General features: G+C 47.2%; 18 protein-coding genes. 10 read left to right on the forward strand and 8 right to left on the reverse strand.

Going from position 1 to position 15,544, the window contains the following annotated elements:
- Positions 1 to 24 precede the first annotated feature (24 nt).
- Genes AAAA73_RS05400 through AAAA73_RS05410 form a run of 3 tightly spaced genes read left to right on the forward strand, consistent with a single transcriptional unit; the run spans position 25 to position 3,286 of the window.
- The gene (locus AAAA73_RS05400; protein ID WP_340597163.1) at positions 25 to 1,761 is read left to right on the forward strand and encodes an FG-GAP-like repeat-containing protein; all 1,737 of its coding nucleotides are present in this window, start codon (positions 25 to 27) and stop codon (positions 1,759 to 1,761) included.
- Positions 1,758 to 2,549 carry an RnfABCDGE type electron transport complex subunit D gene (locus AAAA73_RS05405; protein ID WP_340597164.1) on the forward strand — a complete coding sequence of 264 codons (792 nt, stop codon included), beginning with the start codon at positions 1,758 to 1,760 and terminating at the stop codon, positions 2,547 to 2,549. Before AAAA73_RS05400 ends, AAAA73_RS05405 begins: the two co-directional genes overlap by 4 nt.
- The gene (locus AAAA73_RS05410; RefSeq protein ID WP_340597165.1) at positions 2,546 to 3,286 is read left to right on the forward strand and encodes a fatty acid desaturase; all 741 of its coding nucleotides are present in this window, start codon (positions 2,546 to 2,548) and stop codon (positions 3,284 to 3,286) included. Before AAAA73_RS05405 ends, AAAA73_RS05410 begins: the two co-directional genes overlap by 4 nt.
- On the opposite strand, the gene AAAA73_RS05415 is transcribed toward AAAA73_RS05410, so the two are convergent.
- The 3 genes from AAAA73_RS05415 to AAAA73_RS05425 form a co-directional block, all read right to left on the reverse strand.
- Positions 3,272 to 4,270 carry a hypothetical protein gene (locus tag AAAA73_RS05415; RefSeq protein ID WP_340597166.1) on the reverse strand — a complete coding sequence of 333 codons (999 nt, stop codon included), beginning with the start codon at positions 4,268 to 4,270 and terminating at the stop codon, positions 3,272 to 3,274. The two genes, AAAA73_RS05410 and AAAA73_RS05415, sit on opposite strands and share 15 nt — an antisense overlap.
- 301 nt (positions 4,271 to 4,571) lie before the next feature.
- Complete coding sequence (locus tag AAAA73_RS05420) at positions 4,572 to 6,434, reverse strand: hypothetical protein (RefSeq protein ID WP_340597167.1); 1,863 nt, start codon at positions 6,432 to 6,434, stop codon at positions 4,572 to 4,574.
- Positions 6,435 to 6,445: 11 nt separating this feature from the next.
- Positions 6,446 to 6,781 (reverse strand): hypothetical protein, encoded by a 336-nt coding sequence (locus tag AAAA73_RS05425; protein ID WP_340597168.1) that lies wholly within the window; start codon positions 6,779 to 6,781, stop codon positions 6,446 to 6,448.
- 79 nt (positions 6,782 to 6,860) lie between these two features.
- On the opposite strand from AAAA73_RS05425, the gene AAAA73_RS05430 reads away from it, so the two are divergent.
- Entirely contained in the window at positions 6,861 to 7,283 is a 423-nt protein-coding gene (locus AAAA73_RS05430; protein WP_340597169.1) for a hypothetical protein, read from the forward strand.
- Here the strand turns inward: AAAA73_RS05430 and AAAA73_RS05435 are convergent.
- The 5 genes from AAAA73_RS05435 to AAAA73_RS05455 all read right to left on the reverse strand — a co-directional run bounded on the left by AAAA73_RS05435 (position 7,270) and on the right by AAAA73_RS05455 (position 12,142).
- A complete protein-coding gene (locus AAAA73_RS05435; protein WP_340597170.1) occupies positions 7,270 to 7,923 on the reverse strand; it encodes a hypothetical protein in 654 nt (217 codons plus the stop codon). The genes AAAA73_RS05430 and AAAA73_RS05435 overlap by 14 nt on opposite strands.
- Positions 7,924 to 7,925: 2 nt before the next feature.
- Positions 7,926 to 8,681, reverse strand: a complete 756-nt coding sequence (locus tag AAAA73_RS05440) for a DUF3943 domain-containing protein (RefSeq protein ID WP_340597171.1) — start codon at positions 8,679 to 8,681, stop codon at positions 7,926 to 7,928.
- Positions 8,682 to 8,783: 102 nt separating this feature from the next.
- Positions 8,784 to 9,809: a hemolysin family protein gene (locus AAAA73_RS05445; RefSeq protein ID WP_340597172.1), complete on the reverse strand. Its 1,026-nt coding sequence runs from the start codon at positions 9,807 to 9,809 to the stop codon at positions 8,784 to 8,786.
- A 140-nt stretch (positions 9,810 to 9,949) separates the two neighbouring features.
- A complete protein-coding gene (locus AAAA73_RS05450; RefSeq protein WP_340597173.1) occupies positions 9,950 to 10,387 on the reverse strand; it encodes a response regulator in 438 nt (145 codons plus the stop codon).
- 171 nt (positions 10,388 to 10,558) lie between these two features.
- Positions 10,559 to 12,142 carry an Rnase Y domain-containing protein gene (locus tag AAAA73_RS05455; RefSeq protein WP_340597174.1) on the reverse strand — a complete coding sequence of 528 codons (1,584 nt, stop codon included), beginning with the start codon at positions 12,140 to 12,142 and terminating at the stop codon, positions 10,559 to 10,561.
- A 109-nt stretch (positions 12,143 to 12,251) separates the two neighbouring features.
- Between AAAA73_RS05455 and AAAA73_RS05460 the strand changes: the two genes are divergently transcribed.
- From AAAA73_RS05460 to AAAA73_RS05485, 6 genes are all read left to right on the forward strand, one after another.
- Positions 12,252 to 12,725 (forward strand): OsmC family protein, encoded by a 474-nt coding sequence (locus AAAA73_RS05460; protein ID WP_340597175.1) that lies wholly within the window; start codon positions 12,252 to 12,254, stop codon positions 12,723 to 12,725.
- Entirely contained in the window at positions 12,725 to 13,132 is a 408-nt protein-coding gene (gene arfB / locus AAAA73_RS05465) for an alternative ribosome rescue aminoacyl-tRNA hydrolase ArfB (RefSeq protein ID WP_340597176.1), read from the forward strand. Before AAAA73_RS05460 ends, arfB begins: the two co-directional genes overlap by 1 nt.
- A 67-nt stretch (positions 13,133 to 13,199) precedes the next feature.
- Complete coding sequence (locus AAAA73_RS05470) at positions 13,200 to 13,589, forward strand: hypothetical protein (protein ID WP_340597177.1); 390 nt, start codon at positions 13,200 to 13,202, stop codon at positions 13,587 to 13,589.
- A 15-nt stretch (positions 13,590 to 13,604) separates the two neighbouring features.
- Positions 13,605 to 14,417 carry a sulfite exporter TauE/SafE family protein gene (locus tag AAAA73_RS05475; protein ID WP_340597178.1) on the forward strand — a complete coding sequence of 271 codons (813 nt, stop codon included), beginning with the start codon at positions 13,605 to 13,607 and terminating at the stop codon, positions 14,415 to 14,417.
- Complete coding sequence (locus tag AAAA73_RS05480; protein ID WP_340597532.1) at positions 14,417 to 14,803, forward strand: DUF1634 domain-containing protein; 387 nt, start codon at positions 14,417 to 14,419, stop codon at positions 14,801 to 14,803. The genes AAAA73_RS05475 and AAAA73_RS05480 overlap by 1 nt, the downstream gene beginning before the upstream one ends.
- Before the next feature lie 237 nt (positions 14,804 to 15,040).
- Positions 15,041 to 15,523 carry a DUF4442 domain-containing protein gene (locus tag AAAA73_RS05485; protein ID WP_340597179.1) on the forward strand — a complete coding sequence of 161 codons (483 nt, stop codon included), beginning with the start codon at positions 15,041 to 15,043 and terminating at the stop codon, positions 15,521 to 15,523.
- Positions 15,524 to 15,544: the final 21 nt, after the last annotated feature.

Here is a 15,544-nt window from a genome sequence, read left to right on the forward strand (position 1 = left end):
AGAGAATCAGAAGAAAGTGCAAAAATGAATTTTAAATGGAAAGAAAGTTTGAAGGGACCACTGATCGCCATTGCCATTTTGGGGGTGGGTTTCTTTTTATTTAAGCACAGACTGACGATCCAAACTGCCAATGCCCGGGATGACGTTCCTTTAAAGGCCCTTGATAACTCCTGGGCCCAAGGGTGGCATCCGCAAAAAGCCCAAGTTGATTGGAAGGTAAAGCACGTTGCTGCCTACTTAAGCTCTGGCGGAACTTCCGTCGCCGTTGCCGACGTGAATGGGGATGGTTACCTGGATCTTCATTTTACGGATCCGGGCGGGGATCCGGCGGGTAAGCTGTATCTAAACAATCAAGGTAAAGGGTTTACCTTGAATAACGAACGCATTCATTTATTACCGGAAAAGTCCGTGATCAACAGATCTGCATTGTTGGATTTGGATGATGACGGTCATTTGGATTTGTTTTTACTGGGATTCTGCCCACGTATTGCCTGGGGTGAATCCAATGAAGGCTTTAAAGAATCTGAAACTCAACCATTGGGATGCGGTACATTTGGAACTGGCTTTAATTTAGCGGATCTGGATGGCGACGGGCAGTTGGAAATTCTAATTGCCCCTTATGTGGATTTGGATTTCTTTGGTGATCTGCAAGACACTAATGTCATGCCCACAAACTTCAGTCATGCGATGAATGGAACAAAGCCTTCGGTGTTTCGCCGATCTGGACGTTCTTTTCAGCGCATTGAGACTCCGATACAACATCGGGGATGGGCGCATTCCGTGGCCGTATGGAAAATGCCAGACTCCAAAGACACCCTTCTTTGGTTTGCCAACGACTACGGGATCGATAGAACTTATTTTGTCGGTCCTCAAGGAGTGATGAAGGAAGTTTCTGATTCTATGATCACCGATGCTTTCAGTCGCAACGGCATGAATTCAGAAATCGTGGATATGGATGGGAATGGGCGTCCTTCTGTTTATGTCAGTCAAATTTATCTGGGGGCGCAAAAGCTTGCGGGCAATATGTTTTGGCGCTGGTCCGGGGGCCACGAATTCGTAAATAAAGCATCCGAGATGGGAATTCATCGTTGTGGCTGGTCTTGGGGCGCAAAATTTTTTGATTTGGAAAATGATGGGGATCTGGACCTGTTTGTCGGGAATGGTTTCTTTGCCGGAGAAGTCCCAGGTAAATCCTACTGGTATTTTTTAAACGTGATGGATGCAGCTGATAAGCACGTATTGAGTGATGCCCTTCGCTGGCCCGCGATCGGCGGTGGTGCACTTTCCGGAGAAGAAAGAGCCTGTCTTTTCGTTAAAGACCATGGTCAGTATAAAAACCGCAGTCAGGACGTGAAAGACTTAGCCGACTTTACCGCCAATGAGCGCGGTGTCGCCCTGGTGGATCTGGATAATTCCGGCAGACAAGCCTTAGCAACAATCAGTTGGGAGCAAGGCCCCCGCATCTATCGCTGGGAAGGTGCCTTCGGATCCTGGATAGGCTTTGATCTTCATCAAGCCGCCCCCAACAGAGACGCCTGGGGAGCGTCAGTCATTTTGAAACTGGCTGATGGCAGAACCTTGGGACGACAAAAACAGCCCTTAAATGCTTACGCTGCCCAATCGGACGCGCGCTTGCACTTTGGTTTAGGAGCAGGTGAGTTCCCTGAAGGGGTAACAGCTTTGATAACCTGGCCGGATGGAACTCAAATGGAACTTAAAAACCTTAAAGTGGGTGAATATCATTCGGTGGTGAAGCCATGAAATGGTTTAATCTAAAAGACCCGCGTCTTCCTATTTTGATTTTTCTTCTAAGCTTTGTTGTCTATGCTTTGCAATCTCCAGGGTTTGTCAGAACGCCGTGGCAGTTTGTGGGATCCTTGGTGACTTCTTTGGCTGTTGATTATGCATTGATTCGCTTTTACAAGAAGGCGAACTTCTTTCCCTTAAGCGGATTGATATCTTCATTGGGTTTCTTTTTACTTTTGGACAGTCCCTACGTGTGGCCATATATCGTTGGTGCCGCCTTGATGAATATCTCCAAACATTTTTTTACCGCTTATGGCCGCCATATTTTTAATCCGAATAATTTCGGTCTGGTTGTGATGGTGTTTTGTTTCCCAATGGCTGCGACCACGACGGCGGGTCGCTGGGGTGGGGGGACAGAGCTTGCGTTCATACTCATAGCTTTGGGTTTTTTTGCCGCCTATCGCGCGCAGCGCTGGGTGTTGTCAGTGACGTATATCTCGGTATTTTTTCTAGGCGCTTTACTGCGGGCTCATCTGCTAAAATTAAGTCTGGCACCACTTCTGGCTCCCATGACCGGCGCGGCGTTTATTTTGATTTCTTTCTATATGATGACGGACCCTGCGACCTCGCCAAAAAGCAAGAAAATGCAGGTTCTACAGGGAGTGTTTATTGCTTCTCTGGATACTTATCTGCGCATGCAGCAGTTTAAATACGCACCTTTTGTGACGGTGTTTGTGGCTTGTGCTCTGTATTCAAGTCTGCGCTTTTTAGATCAACCAAGACGGGAACTTGCAAAGCCGTGAAGAAGATCATCGTCCGCTTTCTTCATCCGGCTGTGTTTTTAGTTCTATTATCGATGGGAAAAATCGAAATAGAACTTTGGCCGTGGACTTTGCTGGCATTTTTCTTGTTCTATGTAGTGGGTCTTGAAATAGGAATGCATCGCTACTATTCCCATCGAAGTTTTGAAATGGCGCCTTGGAAGCTCGCTGTGATTACTGTTTTAGCTTTGGGCGCAGGGACGGGAAGTCCCATGGTTTGGGCGGGCCGCCATCGCAAGCACCATGATAAGTCGGATACTTCCGAAGATCCCCATTCCCCCGAGCATCTTGGGTTTTTCAGAGTTCTGACCTTGACGGTCTTTGGAACTAAAATTGAAGGTCGTTACGTTCGGGACTTTGTTAAGGATTCCCGCCAGCAGTTCCTGCATCGCTATTACACGGAGATCTTGGTTGTATCCGTGGTGTTGTGGGCGATTCTGGCCCCGGTCAGTTGTGCCATGCTGTACTGTCTGCCGGTAGAGCTGGCACGTCTTGCATCGGGTGCCATCAATGCGTTTGCCCACTCGCCTAAGTGGGGATCGGTGTTTTATGATCGCAGCGATCGCAGTCGCAACTTAAGTGGAGCGATAGGAAATGCCTTCGGAATCGGGCTGCATCACAATCATCACGAAAGACCCCAAAGTTATCGTCAGAATCATCGTGAAGGTGAGTACGATCTGAGTGGCTGGATTATCGAAAGATTTTTAAAATCCAAATAGATAAGCAAAATATTCCAGCGGAGACGCTGTGGCGCCGGTGTTGTGCAGGGTCAAAAATCCATACATCAACACGGGAGTTAAAAACAAACTTGCCACGAATATTCTTAAAATCCCCAAAATTCGGGGCACGGAATTTTTCTTGGATGGTCTAAGGAAAAGCATCGTCAAAGAGAAAGAAACCACCAGGCATAGGTAGACAGAGCGATTTGCCACAACATGGTAAAGACTTGTTCCCGGAATGGTCACATCACGATTGATGATATACATCAGCCCAAACAACGGCACACTGAAAGAGATGGCGCAGGCGGTTCGCAGCTTACGATGTTTGATGAAGGAAAAACTTTTGATCAAAGGTCGATAAAGCAGAATTAAAATCAACCGATTTAAGTAATGCATGATTTTGGACCAGCTTTCGGCAAGCTTTGCATCTGTAAATACCATGGCCCCTAAAGGCAGATGATATCCACTTAACCGGGCAAAGCCCACGGCCGTATTGGCGATTCCTGCGGTCTTAATAAACATCCAATAAAGTTTTGCGATCAATGAAGCCCAGCGCATGGGAACGGACATTTCGGCATGAATAAATTCAGTCATTTTAATTGGAAACTTCATGATGGGAAGATGTTCTGTCATGTCGGCAATCCAAAGACACAGAATGCCACTGGCCAAGATCAATAATGACTTTCGGGTGGTGCTGTCATTTTCAGGAAGGTCCGAGTAGACCGAATTCAGCTCCTGCGATCCGGCTCCGATGGGAAGGCCTCCGAATAGTTTTACATTCCAGGCTGGACTGGAAAGAACACTTTCGGTGAAAATATTTTTTGTGGCAGGAAATATCGATATCCATAAAAAAGGCCAAAGCAACCATTGCAGATTCACAGCGATGGGGATGGCATTGTTACGGAACAAATAGATGACTGATTCAAATAGCGCAAAGATAAATAGAACGCGCCATAGAGGTTGGCGAATTATTTGTCTTGCCACCCATAAGATGGCCGTCGCGATAAGCAGGGAAGCCGCATAATACCCAATGGTAAAAACCGTTTCAAACTGGGCAGGGGTTTGCATTAAAGCGGCGGGGGCCGCAAGGTAAAAACAAGAATGCCCAAAGGAGGCAATCAGCAAACTTGCGAATTGTTTTTCCCGCCAGAAGAAATAAGAAAAAATCGGAATTAAAATCCACGGTGAACTAAGGGCCGAGCCGGGCCATTTGATGAATATGATAATCCACAGGCTAAGTGTAATTAGAAAGAATAAAATTCGGCGGCCAAGGCTCATGCCTTAATTAGTAACCCGTTATCCAGGTCACGTAAACTTTATTTCCTGCGCGCAGCAGGGTGAAAACAGTTTCGCCATTTGTGTTTTGCAATGTCGGTACGAACTTAAAGTCACCAGCAGCCAATGCCGTCGGTGAGGCTTGGGAGAAACTGCACATTGCTGGAGTGGTGCCACGCACTATTAAAGTATAAGAACCACCGTCATACATATTGGAAAAGCTGAAGCTTCCACAGTTGGCCGTGGTGTACTGCAGATTTCCATTGTTCCAGTCAATCGTGGTTGCAGCACCCGCATTGTAAACCTTGGATAGGACTTGTCCTTGCACTTCGATGGTAGCGTTAGTGGTCGAAGTTGTGTTGGCGATCATTCGGTCTGCGACCACGTTGCCTGTAGCTGTGATGTTGCCAGAAGCAGTAACGTTACCGCCACTGACGGCCAATTGATTGGTTCCAACAGTTAAACCATTTGCCGGCAAATTCAAAGTCCCAGTCATGGTGTCACCAGCTTTATTTACTGGCGTATAACCCAAACCTGTTGTCACGTCAGAGCTTGAAAGGTTGACGTTACCTACCACGCGACCTTTGCTGTCGACAGTTACTTTTGCATAGGAACCAGCAGTCACTGTGTCAGGAAGACTGACCACGCCGGCCGCGACGGAAAGGCCCGCGCCGACTTGCAATACACCTTGCACTGTTGTTGATCCCACCGGGAAATCCGTGCAGGCAAAAGCGTCGGTAGTCGAAGACCAAGATAGATACTGATTCGCAAGGCAGCTTGTCGTGGGCCATGGGCTGAGTGCTGTGTTATTTATTAGATCCGTATAGCGAAGCTTCGTAATTTCCCAGGTCGTGGTTGAGTTATTCCAACGCAAACCCTGGCCTGTGATAGTGCCGGAGCCAATGGCGATATTCGGAGTGTTGTAAGTTCCGTACTTCACCAGAGGAGAGATTGCAGTCAATCCCACCATAACATTGTCTGATAGAACAGAATCCAGAATACGACCGCCCGAATCCAACTGCACCAGATTTCCCGGAGCAGTACCAGCATCCAGTGTCGCCGAGTTGCCCAACCCTAAGTTGTCGCGGGCATCTGCGGGGCTTGCGATATCCGAAAGATTGCTGTTTGGATCCAGCGGGATCAAAGTAAATGCTTCCCAGGAAGCTCCAGTCCAACGGTATGTTTGGTTCGCGCTGAGTGTTGGCAGCGGTGCTTCGTTCAATTGATTTGGCTTTTCGTAGCGATCATAGGTGCCGGCTAGCAAATGCAGGAACTTATTGTAATCATCACTATCCATTTCATTGGTGGTCACATCAGGAGAAAAACGCAAAAGCTGTCGGGGCTCGTAACCGCCGACTTGCATGGATTCAACGGTGTAAGGAACATAAGACAGGTTTTGATATTCAAGGGTCTGCACACCCATACCGTCGTTGAAGGAAATAACTAGCCTACGATTTCCACCAGGTGTTGGAGTGAATGTTTTTGAAGAAATGATGGATACATGTGTGACCGGGTCGATCTCCTCACAAAATGGAAATGGCCCCAGGACTGCCGGGCGATTGGAGAAAATTTCTGAAAACGCCACGCCACCGTCGATGCCGGGATCTGATCTAACACCAGAGCCGATATCGATGTTGAACACACCCTTGGAGTTGACCATGTTCAGAGTGTGCATCTCTTCGTAAAGCAGACAGTTTTCAATACCGGAGGAACGAATTTGCACTTTCAACATTACGCTGGGTGAATTCACGGGCTTGCCATCAGGTCGGATGATGCGACCCTGATAGCTCATGCTGTTTACTCCAGCAAATGCTGAAGGAGTTCCTGCGATCAACGCAGAAAATAAAAGTGCAAGCCTCCAAAGAAAGTTCATGACTCGAGCTTTCATGGTGTCGCCGCCGGCAAAGAGTGGGAGGTGTGGAAATCCAATACGAACTGATCTTCAAATAAAGTTCCTTGAAAGCTGGTCATGACCGTATAGCCGGAAACTGTACGTGTTGCGATACGATCGTTAAGCATGCTGATGGAAACCTGACCGGTGTATCCGTCTTCTGTAATGACATTTTGATTGCTTAAAGGGGTCATGCCCAAGGCTGTTGGGAAGCGACTGTTGTCACCACGAATAGTCACGTCCATTGAGCATCCTGTCAGTGTGGATGCCAAAAGAAGTGCTATGAAAAGTGTCTCAAACAAAGACGTTCCAGTTGTTTCCATTTTCATATTAACTAAATCGGAATAAAGTTACGGGACCTTAAGTTCTGGCCTCCTTTTTGGAAACACCAAATGGAATAATGACGATATGAGTGGTTACAAAAGCAAAATTATCATCGCAATTTGTATTTCAATTTCAATCGCGACCATGGTCTATCTGATTTCGAAGAACTATCATTTGTTCGTTTCAGAGGTTGTGAGTCCCTCTCAGGGACCCTCTTGGAACTGGTGTCCCTTGGATGTTGTTGAAATCAGAAATTTAGAGGAAGGATCCTTGACCGCGGAGCCGAAGGATCTTGCTTTGCTGTGTGATGTGGTGATGGACGAAGAATCAACGGGCCAGCTTGTCGGGATGAAATTTAAGCCTCTCTTAATGGCTCGGGGTAAGTCCGCATCCAGCAGTATATTGGAAGCGGCTGAGGATAAAGATCACTTCCGTGTTGATGGTCAGGTCTTCAAGTCGCGTCGATTGCAGGCAGTTTTGGTCAGAACAAATTTTAAAAAGCCATAATTCCCACAATGAAGGACAGACTGTAGGCAGCGCTATGTCCGTCCACATTGCGATCTGAAATTATCACGGGAACCTCGCCGGCCATGCCGATTTCAGTTTGCTGTTTAAGTTCATGATAGGCGAAGGTGATTTCCGTAAACCACACCTGTCCTTTGGTGGTCATATGTAAAGTGCCCAATGCGCCTCCCACCAGCGGGCCGTCCCATTGAATGCGATCCACATTGCCATTGTCGACTTTGCTATGATCGCCATTTAAAAACATCACTGTCGGTGCGCGACCAATGAACAAGCGACCGTAAGGCTGACCCAGTTGATATTGCGTCAAACTTGGCAGTGGGGTGCGCACGCCAACAGTGAAAAGGGTGTCCCACAGCAGGTGATTGCCCACTCGGTTGAAGCCGACGGCGGACCCAATTTCAATTGCCCAATTTTCATTCAAAAAATATGTGACGTCGGTCTTAAAACTCAGACCTAATCCGCCATCATAGGTACCTTCCTGATCAGTGAAGAGGGAGGAGTTTGCACCAATGCCCGCAAATAAATGCATGCCTTCCGTCCAATTGTAAGGAAAGAATTCTTGCGCCTGCGTGCTTAGGCTGGTCAGAAGTATGATTACAGTCACAAGGAGTGTTTTCTTCATAATCAAAACCCCCACGAAACCATCATGCCGACACTGTCGTTGTTGATCAGTGGCATGGAGGTCATCTTGCTATCGTGGCTTTTCAATAATTCAAAAGGATTCAGAATATAACCGACGACGTGAGCCACGCGGGATTCTCTTTCCAAAAAGTAGCGACTGGCGCGCTCAGCTCCCATGCCCAGCAGTGTTCCGTATATAGGGGTTTGATACATATCCTGAAAGCTGGGGCGCTCGGTGAAGCTTTCAATTGCAAACTCAAAGGCCAAAGAGGAGAGAACGGTCCATTGAAAGGCTTCGACCTCGGTGTATCCCCGGGAGCGGTAAAACAAGTAGTAGTAATTTCCAGAGAGGGCGTGTTTTACGATGTTGTAGTCAAAGCTGTCTTTATCAAAATCCGGGCGCAGGGGATAACTTAGGAAGTTATCCCAGGAACCGTGTTCCTTGATGGTTTCGTGTTGGGTCAGAAGGTAAACGGTCCATTGGGCTCCATACATCATTCCAAAATTGATGGCGAGTTCACTGGCAGATCTTTGCGGAGGTGGGGGATATAGCTTTTGCTGAAGCTGTCTGAGTTCTTCCACCTCAGTGGCAATTTGGCTTTCAAGTTCCTTTTGCCGGGCTTTTAGTTCTTCAAGCTCCTGAAGGTGCTGCGGAAGTTGTGATGCGACCAAAGGTGCCTGGGGCACCTGCGCCACGGCGATGGGCTGCGTGCTTAATGTGATTGTGAGTATAATTAGTGAAATTCCAAGTAAGTTCATAAGTCAGATACTTTCTGTATCTAACTTATCGCCTGTTTTTGATTGTATTATGAGGGGACACTAAGGGAAATCATTGTTCCATTTAAGCAACAATGATCCTGCTTAAATTCTGCGGCGGGATTTCGAAGCCAATAGCTTCTTAACGAAGCCGTCATCGTCTTCGTCGAAAATATCCCCGATGATTTCTTCGAAGATATTTTCCATCGTCACTAGACCTACGATATTGGCACGCTCATAGATGATGGCCATATGGGATTTTTGCTGCTGCATTTGCATTAGAATGCGGAACAGCGGCTCGAAGGCCTTGAATTTCAAGACGGGACGGATCAGTGTCTGCCAATTCACGTTCTTGTATTTAAGGGCCGTGAAAAATTCCTTGGAGTTGATCAGGCCCACGATCTCGCCGTCTTGCATGACCGGAATACGTGTGTGTCCAGAGTTGACGATGATCGTCTCAACGTCTTCGATGGCATCATCTTTACGAACAAAGACCACCTCTTCCCAGGGAACCATAATGTCCCGGGCCAGCATCTTGTCTGCGCTGACCAGGTTCATCACGTATTGTTTGGTGTGATGGGGGAGGTCTTCAATTTCAATTTCCTGATCAGTGGTGCTGTGGGTGTGAGAGTGCCCAAATATTTTCAAAATCCAGTGTGTGGATTTTTCCAGCACATAGACAAATGGCGAAAGAAACTTTTCACTCGCCGACAATCCACGTGCACTCCATAAAGCAATGCCTAGTGAGTTTCGCAGCGCTAGGGTCTTTGGAACCAGCTCTCCGATGACCACGCTTAAATAAGTGATTGGCAAGACTACCGAAGCAATGGCAAGGGCGTCAGCGGTGTTCGGAGATACTTTGAACAAATCGATGTAAATCGGCGAAAGAGCTTCCTCGGCTCCAGCACCACCCACTGCGGCCGCGATGGCGCCTACGACCGTGATACCGATTTGAATGACGGACAGGGTGCGCTCGGGATTCGCTTTAAGTTTTAAAAGGATTCTTGCGCGACCGTCTTTACTGGCAATCTTTTGCAGCTGCACTTTTCGTACAGTTACAAAAGCCATTTCGGCTCCAGACAGCAACATGTTCACAAATAGACAAAGAAGTACGACTATCAACTCAGCCATTTAGACCTTCAAGGTTAAAGATCAAAACGGTATTCATCAGGGGCATGGGTAAGGGATCAGGATTCATAGATGTTGAATCTACCAAAAAACGAACCCGATTCAAAGATTAAACCGGGTTTAGATTGTTGGATTTCTGTTAGTTAAATAGATCGGAGTATGAAGTTGAACGAGCGCATCATGGAACTGAACGCCTGACGCTTATTTATGAAGCCCAGATAAGAAAAGTTTCTAACTAATGGTAAGTCCAACTCTTCCTCGCTGTGCCCAGTGTAAATAACTACCGGGATCGTCTTTTTGATTTTGTTAACTTTCTTTTCAGTTAACAAGCGGTCCATCAATAAAAGAGTGTCGCGTCCACCCATTTGCGGCATTTGCCAATCCAAAACCACAAGGTCATAGGGTTTGCTTGCAAGCAGAGGGATGGCATCCTGTCCGTCAAACGCCATTGTGACGTCGCATTTGTAGTGATCCAAAATATGGGACATCAGCTTTACGGAATCCAGGCTGTCATCGATCACAAGCACGCGGGGAATGCGTTGTTTTTCTAAAGCTGTTGAAGAAGTGGTATCTAACACCATAAAAGATCTCCTGTATAAGTCTTACTTTCTCCATTTGAACCGAAGTAAAACTGAGAATCTTCTAAAAGAAGGTGTCTGACGGGATCTTAATAAAACGGCTGTCGAAATACAGAGAGAGCTCTGGTTTCGACAGCCTTAAGGCTTAAGAAGCGAGTTTGAAATGCTGAGTTATTACGCAAGTTCTTTGCGAGTTTGCTCGGAAACCACAGTTTCGCGAACCACCACCACTTTGATTTGTCCTGGGTAATTACACTCTTCCTCGATGCGAGCTGCAATTTTTTTAGACAAATCCAGTGCGTGCAAATCGTCAATTTTTTTACCGTTCACAAGGACGCGACATTCGCGTCCGCCACTGAGTACAAAACAATCTGTCACACCAGGGAAGCTGCGAGCAATATCCTGAAGCTCAGAAACTTTTTGGTTGTAAGACTCAATGGTTGAGCGACGTGCCCCTGGGCGTGCGCCAGAAACAGCATCGGCGGCGATAACCAGAAAGGCATGATCGGTGGATGGTTGTTCGTCAAAGTGATGGGCCTTAACCGCATGAACAATGTCCGGGGCTTCGCCACGGGCCGCGATAAAGTCAGCGCCGATCACGGCATGTCCACCTTCTTGAACGTGGTCCATGGATTTACCGATATCGTGAAGCATGCCCACGCGGCGCGCTTTTTTGATGTCAATACCAAGTTCCGCAGCCATAAGGCCGGCAAGCCAACCCACTTCTCCGCAGTGGAAGTATTGGTTTTGCGTGAAGGAATAGCGATAGCGCAAAGATCCCATCATCTGGCGGATTTCCGCATTCAGACCTTCAAGCTTAAGCTCTTTAGCCAAAGAGTCGCCATCATGTTTGATGTTTTTGAAAAGTTCTTTCTTCTGGTTCTCAGCAATTTTTTTGATGAAATCCGGAGTGATGCTTTTCTTTTCTTTAAAGATTCTTTCAAGCGTTCTACGAGTCAGTTCACGGCGAACAGGATCGAAGCCGGCAACGCCGACCATTTCCATGCCTTCTTCCACGATAATGTCGCAACCGCAGCTGTCCTGGACGGCTTTGATGTTGGCGCCCGCAGGATCCACAAAAAGTTTGCGAACGTGGGCGTCAGGGAAGTTCACAGCGCCAATGCCGCGCTCTGCGCAGTAGGGACGGGCAAAGCGATCAATGACCAGTGCCAGAACTTTCTTGGCGCGGGTTTCAGCGTGTTCTTTCGCGTCTTCCTCGTGCTCTTGAGCCATGCGAGCGGCGCGACGAACAGCCTCCTCTTCCATGGAGGTCTTCAGTTGATTTTTGAAGTCCTCTGCAGAGGTTCCAAGTTTCGCAGTCAGTTTCTGAACAAATTCCTGGTTCAGCACTTTTTGCGAGTCTTTGATTTTTCCAAGTTCAGCTTCCTGACCGCGCAGGACTTGCTCCTGTGCCTTTACGTCAGTTTCGCGCTCTTGCAATTTCTTTTTTTCTTCCTGAACGATGGAATCCGCTTTGGCTTTCTTTTCGTTTGCGACCTCTTGCAAATCTTCAATGCGACCTTCGGACTTGAGCATGTCAGGTTCCACTTTGGTCCACATTTCCATTTCGATTTCCTGAATGCGCTCTTTTTGCTCAAGCTCTTTCAGCTCGATCGTTTCCTTCGCTTCATCGACGATTTCCTGGGCTTCTTCACGAGCCAGACGAAGCGTGCGTGCAACATTCAGTTTGTGCAAGGCCCAACCCAAAACACCACCGGCGATAATTCCAACGAGGGCTGTAGCAATCAATGCAGTCATAAATACTCCTAACCCTCTAAGTTTACTGTTCAATGTAAAATAACGCAAATTTTCATAGGGTTTACTTCGTGTGTTATTCGATCTAGACTGACGCGCAGGGAGGCAAATTATGGGGCAAATGGAGACGAAAACACGTTGGACGGGTGGTCTGGGATTTGAGGCCGAGTCACGTGGATTGAAATTCATGATGGATTCACGGGCTGAGGCTGGTGGACAAAATCTGGGTCCGACTCCCAAAGAGGCTCTGTTGGCGTCAATTTGTGCATGCTCGGGCATGGATGTGGTTTCAATTCTGAAAAAAATGCGTCTGGATCTGCAATCCTGTGATGTCGACGCGCAAACCGAGACCACAGACTCTCATCCGGCGATTTTTACACTGGTTCGTGCGCAATATATGATCAAAGGCTCCAACATCAAACCAGAGCAGGTCATCAAGGCCGTTAATTTGTCCATGACCAAGTATTGTGGTGTGACGGCCATGGTTTGTCCGACCTCGCCGGTGCAATATGAAATCTTTTTGAATGGCGAAAAGATCCACGATGGCAAAGCTGACTTCACTGAGGCGCTAAAGGAAAATAAATAATGCTTATTGATGTCGCGCAATTTTACCATGAATTTGACTTCACCTATGCGCGCTCGCGCGGGCCGGGTGGTCAGAATGTCAATCGCACCAATTCGGCGGCGATTTTGCGGTGGAATTTGCGCGATACCCAAGTGTTACCCGATAACATCAAGGAAAGATTGTTGGCAAAGCTTGCGACTCAGCTGACCGATGACGGTGATATTCTGATTCGCAGTGAGGAATTTCGCGATCAGGATCAGAATCGCTCCGCTTGTCTTAAAAAGTTGCAGGCTTTGTTGCAAAAGGCGTTGTTCGTTCCTAAAAAACGCATTGCCACCAAGCCCTCGCGCAGTTCTGTTCGCAAAAGGCTGGATTCAAAGAAGCGAAATTCAGAAGTCAAAGCGGGACGCAAAAAGGTATCGACCTAGAAACTGTGCAGCTCAGCACGGTCCTTTTTGTTGACCTATTTTAAAAACCGCCGATAATTTGTCTTATATGGCAGCAGTAAGCAGAATTCTTAAAAGTCTTATTTTTATTATAGTTATCGTTGGTGTCCTTTGGATTCTGATGGCGAACTACAGTGTTATTTTCTCCAAGACCGTCAATGGCGAAGTTTTGAACGTTGAACGCGTTGAGCTTCCAGTGGCATTGATCGCCCGTTCCGGTGGTGAATTGAATGAAAAAGTTTTTTCGTTCGCTATCAGTATTAAGGACACCAAAACCGGGGAGATCTTTGCAGCGACGTCTGAAGATCGCCAATGGGCGATTGTTCAAACGGGTCAATGCGCAGAGGCGGTTTATCTTCCGTATCCACCTTGGGAGCTAAAGAAGCGCGGCACTTATTTTGGTGCTCGCCTGGTTCGTTTGTCGGAATGTCCAAAATAGATATTTAGGATCTTTATGCATGAAATACTTCTTCTCGTAACTGCCATCGGAGCCGGGTTCTTAGGGGCTCTGCTGGGTTTGGGGGGAGGTATTATCATCGTGCCTGTTCTCACCCTTGTTTATCACATCGATATTCGCTACGCGATTGCCGCGAGTCTGATTTCCATCGTGGCAACCTCCTCGGGGGCCGCTGCCAGCTATTTGAAAGATTCACTGACCAATTTACGTTTGGCAGTTTTTTTGGAAATCGGCACGGTCAGCGGTGCGATTGTCGGCTTTTTGATTTCGTCTTATATCAAAGCACAGTTTTTGTTTTTGTTGTTTGGTACTTTCCTGTTGTTCTCGGCACTCATGATGCTTAGAAAGCGCCATGAGCATTACTCGGCAAAAAATCATCCTTGGGCTGACAGTCTGAAACTGGATGGTGGATTTCCGGAAGGGAATGAATGGAGAACCTACAAAGTTGAGATGGTGCCCTTGGGCTTATTTGCCATGTTTGGTGCAGGTGTCTTGTCAGCATTGCTGGGAATCGGCAGTGGAATCTTTAAGGTATTGGCCATGGATGGAGCGATGAAGCTTCCGATTAAGGTTTCCTCTGCGACTTCCAATTTTATGATCGGTGTTACAGCGGCGGCCAGTGCGGGGGCGTTTTTATTAAAAGGGGATGTGCGCCCCGAGATCGCAGCACCCGTAGCTGTGGGGATTATCATAGGCTCCATGGCCGGTGCTAAAGCCATGGTTCGAATGCCTGCGGCGATCATTCGTAAAATCTTCGTGGTCGTCTTGTCGATCGTTTCTGTGCAAATGATTATGAAAGGGTTGAAGTGATGCAAGCTCAGTCACAACAAGATCAAATCCTTCATGATCTGGAATTAAGAATCAGCAAAATGCTTCGCAGTGGTGTCTATGTTTCCGGTATGCTTATGACCGTTGGTTGGTTGTGGGGCTGGTTTAAAAACGGCGACACCTTGGGGAGTTTTACAAAGTATGAATCGCGCTCGCTGTATGAAACTCTGAACTGGGCGGTGATCACTCATGATCAGCCGCTGATTATTGGTTTCGCAGGCCTGGCGGTTTTGGTGTCGTTGCCGATTATTCGCGTTTTTCTGACGGGTGTTCTTTTCATCAAACAAAAGGATTACATACTGGCGGTGATGGCATTTGCTGTGTTCGTCTGTTTGATTGCTTCGTTCTTTCTGGGGATTGAGCTTTAAAAACAGGAAACCCCCGGTTGCGAAAGTTCTTCCTTTGGTGAACTTGAATCGGGGGTCTATGGGATCAGCCGGTCGAATAAGCTGTTCAGAGGGAATGAGAACTTGGGATCAGTGGCTTATTCAAAAGGGCTGTCCGTCTAAGGATATTGCACACCCATTCTGCCAAAATGTCAAAATAGTCGGGAGTCAGTTAAAAGTGCTGGCCCTTCTCTGGGCTCGGGTCTTAAGATGAAAGGCATGAATACTAAAATCTTCAAATTCAATGCCTTCCTTGCAGCTTACGGTCTTTTCAAAATTCCTTTGTTGGTTTTCATCGGCCCCAAAGTTGTCGAGATGACTGATAAAAAATTCGTGATCAAAATTCCCTTGGGCTATCGCACGAAAAATCATCTGAACTCAATGTACTTTGGTGCGTTGGGTGTGGGTGCGGAGCTTTCTATCGCGGCTCCGGCAGTTCAGGTGATTGCCGAGAGTAAGCAAAAGATTGATTTTATTTTCAAAGACTTCACCGCTCAATACGGCAAACGTGCTGATGGTGATGTGCATTTTATCTGTGACGAAGTGGAAGCGGTTACTTCCTTGATTGAAGAGGCAAAAACCAATCCAGATCGCATCGAAAGAAAAATGAAAGGCTACGCGATTGTTCCAAGCAAAAGCCAAGAGCCGGTTATGACTTATGAACTGACGTTGTCCGTACGCAATCGTTCATTAAAATCATAGTTTTAGCCTTCAACAACTCCG

Origin of the sequence: Bdellovibrio sp. GT3 (genome assembly GCF_037996765.1) — a bacterium.
Classification (GTDB): domain Bacteria; phylum Bdellovibrionota; class Bdellovibrionia; order Bdellovibrionales; family Bdellovibrionaceae; genus Bdellovibrio.